This is a genomic window from Lacticaseibacillus pantheris DSM 15945 = JCM 12539 = NBRC 106106, from assembly GCF_001591865.1.
Lineage (GTDB): Bacteria > Bacillota > Bacilli > Lactobacillales > Lactobacillaceae > Lacticaseibacillus > Lacticaseibacillus pantheris.
This window is the reverse complement of sequence record NZ_BCVS01000081.1, coordinates 1-11,363: the sequence shown is the minus strand read 5'-3', so window position 1 is coordinate 11,363 and position 11,363 is coordinate 1. Positions and strand designations below refer to the sequence as shown.

The window sequence follows — 11,363 nt, the reverse complement described above, 5'->3', positions numbered from 1 at the left end:
GTATTTCTCAAGCTCAATTATCCGCGGAAGGACGGAACGTCCGGAGCGTGCGGGTGTAGCAATCACGGCGCAGGACACGTAAGCCGCAACCCCAAACCACGCCCGCGGGTTCGTAACCACCCAACCTTCGCCCTGGCAGTGGCTTACCATGGAGTACCCCACGTAAGCCGCAGCTCACCGGTCCGGTCTACGCTGCCGCAAACCACTACCGTCACCCCCCACTACAGTTCGGGCATCTGGTCGCGGTAGAGTTGGGCGTAGAAGCCGTTGGCAGCCATTAAGTCAGCGTGCGTGCCGCGCTCGATGATGGTGCCGTGCCGCAGCACGTCGATTTCATCAGCGTGCACAATCGTCCGCAGCCGGTGCGCAATCAAGAAGCTGGTCCGGCCTTGTGTCACCGCGTTCATCGCCGCCTGGAGCTGCGATTCGGTCACGGTGTCCACGTTGCTGGTGGCCTCATCCATAATCATTACCGGTGGGTCGGTCAAAATCGTCCGCGCAATGCTCAGCAATTGCTTTTGCCCCGCGGAGAAGACCGACTGCTCGTCCGTAATCAAAGTATCGTAGCCATCCGGCAATGACATGATGTAGTCGTGAATCCGCGCCTGTTGCGCCGCGTTCTGCACGGCGTCATCCCCGGCCTCCGGTTGACCAAACCGAATGTTATCCCTAATCGTGCCTGAGAATAGTTGCGGATCCTGTAACACGATACCAACATTGTTGCGCAAACTGGTCAAATCAATGTCGCGAATATCCGTGCCGTCAATAGTAATGCTACCGACGTCCACATCATAGAACCGGTTCAGGAGGTTCATCACCGTAGTTTTACCCGAACCAGTGGGTCCAACCAGCGCCACCATGTGCCCCCGGGGAGCATCAATGTTGATGCCATGCAGGATCTCAATTCCCGGCAGGTAGCCAAAGTGGATGTCCTTCAGCTCAACGCCTTTGCGAACACCATCGATGACTTTGCCCCCCTCGGGACGTACCTCATCGGGCTGCTCGAACACCTCACTGACCCGCCGTGCACCCGTGACGGCCTGCTGAATAATGTTGTACATACTGGTCATCTGAATGATGGGCTGGTAGTACTGTTGCGCGTACTGGACAAAGACGGCCACCACGGCCAGCCCCGTGCCCAACGCCATGCTGCCCTGCAGAACGTACCAGCTGCCAAAGAAGATGACGATGGCCGTGTTGAGTAGCATCAGTCCCGACATCACCGGCATCAGCATTCCGGCCCAAATTTGGCCACGCTGTGCTGCCTGCAGGACCGTGGCGTTGCGCCCGGTGAAACCGTCAATTGATTGTTTCTGCAGGCCGTTGGTAATAATGACCTTTTGGCCGGTAATTTGCTCGTTAATATACCCGTTCAGTGCCCCCACGGCCCGCTGCTGTTCGTTCACGGCACGGCTGGCGTGCGTAATCACCAACCAGCTCACCAGGACGGCCAACGGCGTGGTAATAATCGTGACAAAGCCCATCATGACGTTGCTCGTGAACATCATAATCAGGACGCCAATCAGGGAACCGAAACAATAAAAGCTGTTGATGAACGCCTGGTTCATGGCGTTAAAAATGTTATCGAGGTCGCTGGTAAACCGCGCCAGCAAATCCCCGTCTTCCGTGCGGTCGTAATAACTAATCCCAATACGCTGCATCTTGGCAAAGAGGTCGCTACGCATTCGGGAGTTAGCTACACCCGATACCCACCCAAGAATGGCTGAGGTCGCAGCATCCGCAAAACCGGCTAGTACGTTGATCACAATCATGGTCGCCGCGGTGTGGATAAATGGTGTAGTGTCCACCGCGTGGTGCGCGTTAAAGTCGGCTAGCACCGTCGTTAACTGCGTAACCGCATTGCCCAACAGGATGGGCGTGTACACCGCCGCGCCACAGTAGATGGCTACGGTAATGACGCTGAGTATTAGTTGCCACGGGTAGCGGCCGAGGTAGTGGCCGAAGTACTTACCCGCTACTTTGAAATCACTTTGCATTTAGCCCACCTCCTCTGCACTACGCTGCGAGTTCAGGATTGTTTGGTACGCCTTGTTGGTTGCGGACAACTCCGCGTGGGTGCCATTGCCGACGACACGGCCGTGATCCATCACCAAAATACGATCAGCGTGCATCACTGACGAAATTTTTTCCGCAATAATGACCGTCGTCATGTGCCCTAAATCGCGGGCCAAGGCTTCCTGCACCCGCTTTTCACTCCGGGCGTCCAGCGCACTGGTTGCGTCATCGAGTACCAGCACTGCTGGTTGCCCAATGAGACCACGGGTAATACTGAGGCGCTGCTTTTGCCCACCCGAAAAGTTGGCTGCCCGCTCGTCAACGGGAGCGTCAAAGCGCTCCGGTAGCTGGTCAATGAACTCAGCAGCCTGGGCAATCTTTGCGGCCCACTCCATATCGGCGGTAGTGGCGTCGGGGCGGACTTGCCGAAGATTGCTGGCAATGGTCCCCGAGAACAGCGTTGACCGTTGCAGGACCACCGCCACGGCTTTGCGAATACTACGCGGATTGAGTTCGCGCAGGTCGTGTCCACCCACCATCACGGCACCCTCATCGGGATCAAATAGACGCCCCAACAGCTGCGCCAGCGTGGATTTACCACTACCAGTCGCGCCGACAATACCCAGCATCTCACCAGGTCGCACCTTGAAGTTCACGTGCTGGAGGATTGGCGCATCATCACCAGGATACGTGAAGGTCACGTCACGTAGGTCGATTCCCCCATCCAAACTGAGTACCGGCGCTTGGTTCGGAAACAGCATGGACGGTGCGTGCCGAAGCACCTCGCCAATCCGGCCCAGGGAAACAAACGCACGGGTCGCCCCCGTCGCAATAAACGCGGCGTTCATGAAGGCATACAAAATCTGTAGAACGTAACCCACAAAGGATGTAATCACGGCGAGGTAGGCCGGATGACTCGTAATTTGGTTACCAATCATCAGAACGGCAATCCCCACCACGACGTTAGCAATCATAAAGAAGCCCGGCACCATCACGGCAAAGGCGTACCCGATCTTGATGCTGAGTGTTTCCATCTGCCCAGAAGCCTGGTTGAAACTACCCAACTGTGCATCTTCCTGGTTAAAGCTCTTCACCACACGCGCACCCATCATGTTTTCGCGAGCAATGGTGTTCACCTCGTCAATGTAGTGCTGAATCTTGCCGAAGTACCCGCCCATCTTGACGGTCATAAAGACACCGAGAGCGCCGATAACTACAATCATCACGACCAGTAGCCACCATAAGCTAGGAATCGCCAAAATAGCGAGGGCCAGCGCACCCACAAAGGTAATCGGGACGCGTAGCACAATCTGGAGAATGGACATCACCAGCATCTGTACCTGGTTGATGTCATTAGTCATCCGCACGCCCAACGATGAGGCGCTAAACTGCTCAATATCGGCGTACGCAAACCGTTGAACGCGCTGAAACAAATCGGCGCGCATATCGGCGGCAATGCGCACAGCGGTTTGTGCCGCCCAGACAGTATTTAAAATCCCGGCAACGATGCCAAGTAGCGCAACTAGCAAGAGTTGCACACCCAGATTCAACACGACACCCTGATGATTAGCGATAATTGCGGCTAAAACCTTCTGCAATAGGAACGGCTGCCAGAGAATGGTTGCCGCCTGCAGAATGGTTGTAATCACCGCCCCAGTTGCGATGCCCGCATGCCGGCGGACGTATGGCCAAATAACGCGCATGTGTAATACCCCCTCAACGTAAAATTGGGCGGGGCTTGATTGCCCCGCCGCAATTTCACCAAAACCTTATCTTCATCTAATGTAGCATATTCGTTGTTTTTCTTCCATATTTGTTCACCAATACGACTGTACAAGTGATGGTTGTGCCATCCCTCCCTGCCACTCCAAGAGTATTCGCTGGTCCTCCGACGAGTTATGCCCATTTGCACCGTTATCGTTGTGGGGCGGCCGCCCGTCGCGTGGTATACTTACCTCCGAACACTATTCGTGAAAGGGTTATTTATATGCAGATCGTCAATTGGATTATTTTGGCCATCGTGCTACTAGACTGGGTAGCCGCAATCATCACCGTCTTCCACTCGCCGCGCAATATCGCGGCGACATGGGCCTGGTTGCTCGTGCTCGTAGTCATTCCGGTATTCGGCTTTATTTTGTACCTCTTTACCGGTCGAGGCCTTGGTAATACTAAGCTGTTCCGTTTACGTACGGCTGACCGGATTGGGCTCAAAGAAATTATCGACGCGCAGCGCTCAACTTTGCCGCGCCTCAAACGCACCGATACCGACGAAATCACTCAGCACCGTGCAGCCACCGTGGAGATGTTTCGCCAACTGGATAACGCCCCGCTCATCCGGCGCAATGCGGTCGAAATCATCACTGATGGTAACGACAAGTTTGCCCGCATGTTTGCGGATATTAAGGCCGCAAAACATAGCATCCATATTGAGTACTACACCTTTTATTCTGACAAGATTGGTACACAACTGCGGGACCTACTGGTGCAGAAGGCCCAGGAAGGCGTTGACGTGCGCGTGGTCTACGACGCCTTTGGCTCACACGGCACCACCAACCACTGGTTTAAGCCGCTCCATGATGCCGGCGGGAAAACCATCCCCTTTGTAACCAGCCGTAACGCCGTCGTGAGCTTCCGCCTCAACTACCACGATCACCGCAAGATTGTGGTGATTGACGGCAAAATCGGCTATACGGGCGGGTTTAACGTTGGTGATCAATACCTCGGGCGCGCGCCCAAATTTGGTTATTGGCGTGATACTCACCTGCGGATTATCGGCCATGGGGTCCAACTATTACAGGTACGGTTCATTATGGACTGGAACTCGTCGGTAAACCAGACGGACCGCCTCACCTACGACCTGAAGTACTTCCCCGCTCCGGATAAAGAAATCTCCGGTACAACCAGTATGCAATTGGTCACGAGTGGTCCGGACTCGACAACCGAGCAAATCAAGTTGGGCTACATCAAATTGATTAACGCGGCCCGCCGTCGCGTATGGATTCAGAGCCCCTACCTGGTACCTGACGACGCCGTCATCACGGCTTTGCGGATAGCCGCCGCCGCTGGTATTGACGTCCGGATTATGATTCCCTGCATGCCCGACCACCCCTTCATCTACCGGGCCACGCAGTATTACGCCAACTACCTGCACCAGTTCGGCATCAAGGTTTATATCTACAATAACGGCTTCCTGCACGCTAAAACCATGCTGATAGATGACGACATGGCGAGCGTTGGGAGCGCCAACCAGGACTTCCGTTCGTACAGCCTCAACTTTGAAGTCAACACGTTCATGTACGATCACAGCATCGTCCGGCAGCTGGCAGATATTTTCCAAAGCGACATGGAAGAAAGCACCGAGCTCACCGACAAAATGATTGACGCTCAGGGCCGGTGGCTGCGTTTCAAGCAGCTGTTCTCCCGCCTGCTGTCGCCAGTACTGTAGGTGGCTTGGCGGCGTGGTAGATTGGCTGGTATAAACGGTGGGCTAGCTCCAGTTGGGTGGGTGCTGTCGGCGACCGGCTACGTGCCTCATAATGACAACATCTAGTGATGCCCTACATGTGCCAAGTAATGGTAGTAACTGCACTCACTAACGTTGGTAGAAATGGGTTACTGGCGGAGGTTGAGCGGGTGGTCCGCACGGCGGCTGCATGCCCGGAGTTCTGTAGAAGCTACTGCTAGTTAGTGCGTTAGCACTTACTAGCAGTAGCTTCTACAGAATCAAATTGGCTAGACCGAGTGGTTTTCTCGGACTAGGGCAATTCGCGGTAGCCCGGAACGGGCGGGAGCGTGAGGCACGTAGCACCGGCCGCGCGGACCACCCGCTCAACCGCAGTCAGTAGCCCATTTCTACCAGCCACCCCCATTACCCGCCACATTAAAAGAAGCCGATTCGCCGCAATATGCCAGCGTATCGGCTTCTTTTGCGTAGCCAGACCCTACTTCAGCGCCCGCCGCCAATCGCCCATGGCGCGCGTAAAGGTGTAGTTGCTGGCGGTCTCCTTCGCAGCTTTGCTCTTCGCCTGCCAATCATCATGGTCCGTCAACAGTTGCGCGACCTTGGCCGCCATCTGCTTCGTGGCACCATCCGGGACTACATAGCCATTCTCACCATCACGAACCAACGCCTTGGTGCCGTACGGAATGTTGTAACTGACCGCTGGGATTCCATAACTCATGGCCTCCACGAGGTTCATCCCGAAGCTTTCGGCAATCGAGGTCTGCACAATCACGTCACCGTGACTGTACTCCTTGCTCAGCTCACCCAGGCCCATGTAGTCCGCGAACTGCACCTGGTCCGTCAAACCCAGCTTCGTCACCTCGTCGTTCAGACGCTTCATGGTGTCCTCATCCGGCGCGTAGCCGTAGAACTCCATGCGCGCGTCCGGCACCTGCTTGACTAGTTCGCCCATCATCTGTAGTGCCTGTTCTGGACGCTTGTCTGGCCCAAAACGACCCACAAACATGACGGTGGGGTGCTTAGCCTCCTTGTGCATGTGCGTCTTGGCGATGGCCGTGTCGGGCGCCACCCGCACGTCCATGTGTGGGTAACGCGTTACCAGGTCTGCCCGCTGATCTTCCGTTGCCACGAGCACACCGTCGAAGGCATCTGCTCGCTGCTCCAAAATGTTCCGGTAGACCGGTAAGATGGATCCTTTGCCCACTTTGCCGGGCTTAGTGCTGTGCACGCCGTGAAAATATCCCCACTTGGCCTTTGTTCCCTGCACGTCTGCCACCACGTAGTCGAGTGTGTGCCGGTCAGCAATCAAAGTCGCGTTGCTATCCTGCTTCGTTAACTCGTTCAGGAAAAACAGGAACAACTGATCCTCCGTGCTGAACCGATAGTCGTGACCTTGGTAGTTCAACAGTTTCCACATTGTGGGCTGGCGTTTGCCATCCACATCCATCCATAATTGCTCCAACACGGGATCGCCGTCCTGGCTCAGGTACGACCGTGAGGCAACCTGCCCGTCTGGGTGGAAATAATCAATCGACGACTTAAACCCACGCCAATCCCAGTTTTCGCGGGCAACCAGGTTGTTGTGCTGGTCCCGGTTTTCCACGTCCATCGTCAAACCCACGGTGCCTGGCAACACGTTAATGCGACCAATTTCACGGCCCACGTGGGTAATCATGGAGTAGTTAGGTGTGATGGCCTCTACGTGGTATTCGTCTAACGGCACTTCGCCCAATAGTCGCAGATTCTGCTTCTTCCGACGCACGGCGAGAGTACCCTGGAAAAAGTCATACATATTAATTGACTCCTTAGCTGCCAATTTCACGGACTCCAGGTCCCGTTTGAGGAGGGGGTTGTAATTGCGCGAAACGTAAAACGCCTGCTCACCCTCCGCGTTAAACATGCGGGTTCGCCGCGCTTGCGCGTGCTCAGTACCCGAATTACGGCCAAAAACATTTTCGCTAATAAAATAGTACATAGAGAAAGCCTCCTAACCTTCAAAGTGTGCCGCAGTCAATTTTGCGGGCCACACCCCGTCAGCATCGTCCAGCAACTCCTGCCAAGCAGCCCACACGTTGTCCTCGGAATAACGTTCCGCCGAATCGTATGCGGCCGTACTGTACTGCTGCGCTAACTTTTTATCCTGCAAGATATCGATCATGGCCTGACCAAAGGCCTTGACGTCACCGTATGGCACTACCCGGCCGTTAACGTGGTCCTCAGTAATTTCGTTAGGGCCGTAATTGACGTCGTATGAAATTGGAATGAGACCGTGGGCAATCGCTTCCATGATGGCCAAGTTAAAGCCCTCCATGTTTGACGTCAGGCCGTACAGCATGGCGTTATTCTCCGCGGTATCCACGTCCGTGGTGTACCCCTTAAACGTGACGGCATCCTCAAGGTGATTCTTTTTGATGACCGCCTCAACTTTGCGCTTGGCCTCAAATTTGTTGGTCGCGTCCTCATAACCGTACAGGTCCAAGGTAGCCTCGGGAAACTTGTTATGCGCGATAGCAAAGGCAGCGGTCAGTTGATCCAGCTGTTTCTCGGGCGCGATGCGGGCAAAAACGACCATCTTGCCAAAGGTGCGCTTGCTCTCCAAAATGCGAGGCGCGTGCAAGAGTTCGTCCGGCACCACACCTACGGGAATAGTGAATAGCTTTGCCCGGGGGTGGAACCGTTTGTCCACGTCCGCCGATTGCTTGTGGGTTGAGGAAACAATGGCGTCGTAATCATCAATAGCGCTCAGCGTAAATTCATAGTTGTTGTTGACAACTGGCGCCATTGGGTCCTGCCCACTGGCATGAGCGTTGTGCAAATGGTTCACGGTGTACGCTGGTCGACGGAGATGCAGTAGCCCCCAGTCGGCCACATGACCACGGTCAAGAACGAAGACGTTGGGGTGCTCAAGCGACCAGTACTCGTCGTTTAGGTCATCCAGGAACCGGACCGTCAGTTCTTCGATGGTGTCAAACATATACGTCTTACCATCAGTACGGTCAGTTAGCCGCCACCCGCTCGCAACTAGCCCATCCTCTTCGTGCACGCTTTTGCGATAAAATTTTTCAATTACTGCATGTCCGTCCGGATCGAGCCAAACTTCGGTGCCAATTTTGTTGTCGGGTGTATACCATTGCTCCAGGCTACGAAATCCGCGGGTGTCGTAATAATCCACCCGGTACAAATTACCAAAACCGTCAAATAATTCGGTTGAAAAGACAACTTTATCGTCACCAGAAACGTTAACACGTGCGACTAAACGGTTGTCGGTGGTGTAAACTAGGAATCGAGTGGCCTCTTCCTCCACGTGGGTATCGAGGACACCAAAGTCTAGGTCTGCCAAGTGTTGCGGGTGGTCTTCAATTGCCATCGCGTTCTGGAAGTACTCAAACATATTGATTAGGTTTCGATCAGGTACATCGGCTGCCCGTGTGGTGGGGTGCAATCGAGGGTTCCAGTCACGTACCACTAACCGGTAATCAACGTTATGGTCGTTGAACAATTCAATACGCTTGAGCTGGGCAAACTCAATCCCAGACTTATTTTCCTGCATGATGCTGTTGATGAAAAATATCATCGCGGTACTCCTTTCACCGTCAAAAAAGATTTGTTTCCAGTAGGCCTACTGACACCCGGGTATTATTGGCGTCCGGTTGCCACTAGTTGCCCAATTGTACAAACTCGTTTTGTCACTTTCACGCAAGGTATTGGTAGTTAAATCTGGACACGCGAAGTTATTTATCCGGGTTAAAAACTACCAAAACCACATAACAAATGATACGTTGTTCAGGTTATTATTGCAAAGAATTTAATGCGTTTTATTCCTCGGGAATGCCGTTTTAATGCGTATTTAGACTTTTATTGCGAAAATGTCTAAAGTTTTGGCTTACACTTTTGTCGTATTATTATTATTGCTTGTTTTAAAAAAATCACAACAATTTTGACGTGATTGTTGTTCCATTATTTGTTATTTTGCTTGTAAAATGTATGTAACCACTGTTTACCAACTTTTTGTCCATATTCACACCCTTTTTGGCTATATAAGGCTAGCAAACAGTAGCTGTACTTCAGCTTGAAGTAGGCCGTATACCCATCTTTTCACCGGAGTGCACACAACGTTGCTCCAATAAAAATGCTATTCGGAGGATTATACCGTGGAAAAACACAATGCCAACTGGATTGAAACGCATGAGCGTATCACTCAAGCAGTCTTTAAACTGTGGGAGACTACCCCGCTGAACCGTATCACCATCCATGCTGTTTGCGAGGAAGCACACATCAACCGTTCAACCTTCTACGTTCACTTCGACAATATTTACAGCGTCACGGACGAGGCAGTGAATAAGGCCCATGCAGATTTGCTCGAATTTTGCGTACGCAGCGCCCAGAACATTAAGAATCCACAGTCACTCAACAAAACCGTCATGGACTTCCTGCAGCTGGTGCAGGACTCCTCGTGCTATTACCGGATGTACTTTAAGCACATGCACGATCTGCCGTTTGAAGTTGGTGGTAAGATTTACACCCAACTGTATGACAGTTTGGCCGTACCATACGGGTACAGCCATCCGGACACAACCCACGTCGAACTTAACTTCATGTTAGCTTCATTTGAAGCAGCCACCGCCATGGCGCTAAGCCAATGGATCGATAACGACTTTGCCGATTCCAAGGAACAGGTTGCCCGCGTAATTGCCCGTGAACCGTTACTTGAAAATTTGGCACGCAGCCGCGCTTGACTGACCTACCAGGCATTAAGATCACCTAGAATTGCTCACATTAATTTGGGAGCAATTTTTTTGTGCAAAAATTTGTGTATGTACAAGAAAAGCCGCCCAAGTAATTATCTGGACGACTTTCCCTTATTACCGCATAGTCCTAACTTATGCGCGTACTGTTACTTCTAATCTTCAGAATCGTGCTTGCGCCCAAGTCCGAACAGTCCTAGGAAGGCTGCCGTTGCCAGGCCAATAACACCGGCCAGGCTCAGAGATTCATTTGTGGTGGCGTCGCCAGTCTGTGGTAACTGGTGCGCATCACCATTTGCGGCGTTGTTCCCACCACCGGCGTTGGAATTACCACCACCATCCGATGGGTTAGCACCAGTGTCGGGTAAAGTAGCCTTACTACCGGCACTCGATGGAGCGGCAGAACTAGCCAGGCTAACTGCGACGCTCGCAGCACTGGAGGCCGTCGAAGCCGCAGAACTTGCCGTACTTGCAGCACTGGAAGCCACAGAAGCTGCTGACGATGCGGTAGATGCGTCACCGTTAGAAGCCGCCGAGCTAGCCACACTCGCAGCACTGGAGGCCACGGAGGCTGCACTTGACGCTATGCTTGCTGCACTAGATGCCGTCGATGCGGCCGAAGAAATCTCACTGTTACCAGGGTTCCCGGAGGCTGCGGAACTAGCTACACTAGCAGCACTTGATGCGACGGATGCACTCGACGATGCGTTGCTTGCAGCACTCGACGCGCCGCTGGCACTGGAGCTTGCAGCAGATGATGCAGCCGAACTTGCAGCGCTAGAAGCAGCGGAGCTTGCTGTCGAGGCGGCACTCGATGCAGTCGATGCTGCAGAAGATGCTACCGATGCGGCCGAGGAGGCCGTCGATGCGGCACTCGACGCAGTCGAGTCATCACCCGTTGAAGCAGCGGAACTTGCGACTGATGCGGCTGACGACGCTACCGATGCAGCCGAGGATGCTGTACTTGCAGCACTCGATGCTGTCGATGCAGCCGACGAGACATCACTGTTAGTTGGGTTCTCAGAGGCTGCGGAGCTGGCTGCCGATGCAGCGCTGGAAGCGACGGATGCGCTCGAGGATGCTGCGCTAGCTGCACTCGATGCGACACTCGCACTGGAGCTAGCAGCGGAACTTGCGGC

8 protein-coding genes are annotated in these 11,363 nt (G+C 53.7%); 3 read left to right on the top strand and 5 right to left on the bottom strand.

Annotated features, from left to right (window positions below; translation table 11 throughout):
• Positions 1 to 221 precede the first annotated feature (221 nt).
• Positions 222 to 1,997, bottom strand: coding sequence for an ABC transporter ATP-binding protein (locus LPA02S_RS08595; RefSeq protein ID WP_056956308.1), 1,776 nt, complete (start codon positions 1,995 to 1,997; stop codon positions 222 to 224).
• Positions 1,998 to 3,719 (bottom strand): ABC transporter ATP-binding protein, encoded by a 1,722-nt coding sequence (locus tag LPA02S_RS08590; protein WP_056956309.1) that lies wholly within the window; start codon positions 3,717 to 3,719, stop codon positions 1,998 to 2,000.
• Between the two features lie 284 nt (positions 3,720 to 4,003).
• On the opposite strand from LPA02S_RS08590, the gene cls reads away from it, so the two are divergent.
• On the top strand, positions 4,004 to 5,461 hold the full coding sequence (gene cls / locus LPA02S_RS08585) for a cardiolipin synthase (protein WP_056956310.1): 1,458 nt from the start codon (positions 4,004 to 4,006) through the stop codon (positions 5,459 to 5,461).
• 496 nt (positions 5,462 to 5,957) lie between these two features.
• Here the strand turns inward: cls and LPA02S_RS08580 are convergent, their stop codons facing one another.
• Positions 5,958 to 7,454, bottom strand: a complete 1,497-nt coding sequence (locus LPA02S_RS08580; protein WP_054651682.1) for a glycosyltransferase — start codon at positions 7,452 to 7,454, stop codon at positions 5,958 to 5,960.
• 12 nt (positions 7,455 to 7,466) lie between these two features.
• On the bottom strand, positions 7,467 to 9,053 hold the full coding sequence (locus tag LPA02S_RS08575) for a glycosyltransferase (protein WP_056956311.1): 1,587 nt from the start codon (positions 9,051 to 9,053) through the stop codon (positions 7,467 to 7,469).
• Between the two features lie 577 nt (positions 9,054 to 9,630).
• Between LPA02S_RS08575 and LPA02S_RS08570 the strand changes: the two genes are divergently transcribed.
• On the top strand, positions 9,631 to 10,215 hold the full coding sequence (locus LPA02S_RS08570; protein ID WP_054651680.1) for a TetR/AcrR family transcriptional regulator: 585 nt from the start codon (positions 9,631 to 9,633) through the stop codon (positions 10,213 to 10,215).
• A 164-nt stretch (positions 10,216 to 10,379) separates the two neighbouring features.
• Here LPA02S_RS08570 and LPA02S_RS11940 read toward each other — a convergent pair whose 3' ends face one another.
• A complete protein-coding gene (locus tag LPA02S_RS11940; protein WP_369689333.1) occupies positions 10,380 to 10,466 on the bottom strand; it encodes a hypothetical protein in 87 nt (28 codons plus the stop codon).
• Between the two features lie 10 nt (positions 10,467 to 10,476).
• Here LPA02S_RS11940 and LPA02S_RS11810 point away from each other — a divergent pair.
• The coding region (locus LPA02S_RS11810) for a hypothetical protein (RefSeq protein ID WP_225354992.1) at positions 10,477 to 11,363 on the top strand (887 nt) is incomplete at its 3' end.

What these genes read in the sequence shown, in the direction of transcription:
- LPA02S_RS08595 (WP_056956308.1), bottom strand. Translation starts at nt 1,997, where the DNA reads ATGCAAAGTGATTTCAAAGTAGCGGGTAAGTACTTCGGCCACTACCTC.
- LPA02S_RS08590 (WP_056956309.1), bottom strand. Translation starts at nt 3,719, where the DNA reads ATGCGCGTTATTTGGCCATACGTCCGCCGGCATGCGGGCATCGCAACT.
- cls (WP_056956310.1), top strand. Translation starts at nt 4,004, where the DNA reads ATGCAGATCGTCAATTGGATTATTTTGGCCATCGTGCTACTAGACTGG.
- LPA02S_RS08580 (WP_054651682.1), bottom strand. Translation starts at nt 7,454, where the DNA reads ATGTACTATTTTATTAGCGAAAATGTTTTTGGCCGTAATTCGGGTACT.
- LPA02S_RS08575 (WP_056956311.1), bottom strand. Translation starts at nt 9,053, where the DNA reads ATGATATTTTTCATCAACAGCATCATGCAGGAAAATAAGTCTGGGATT.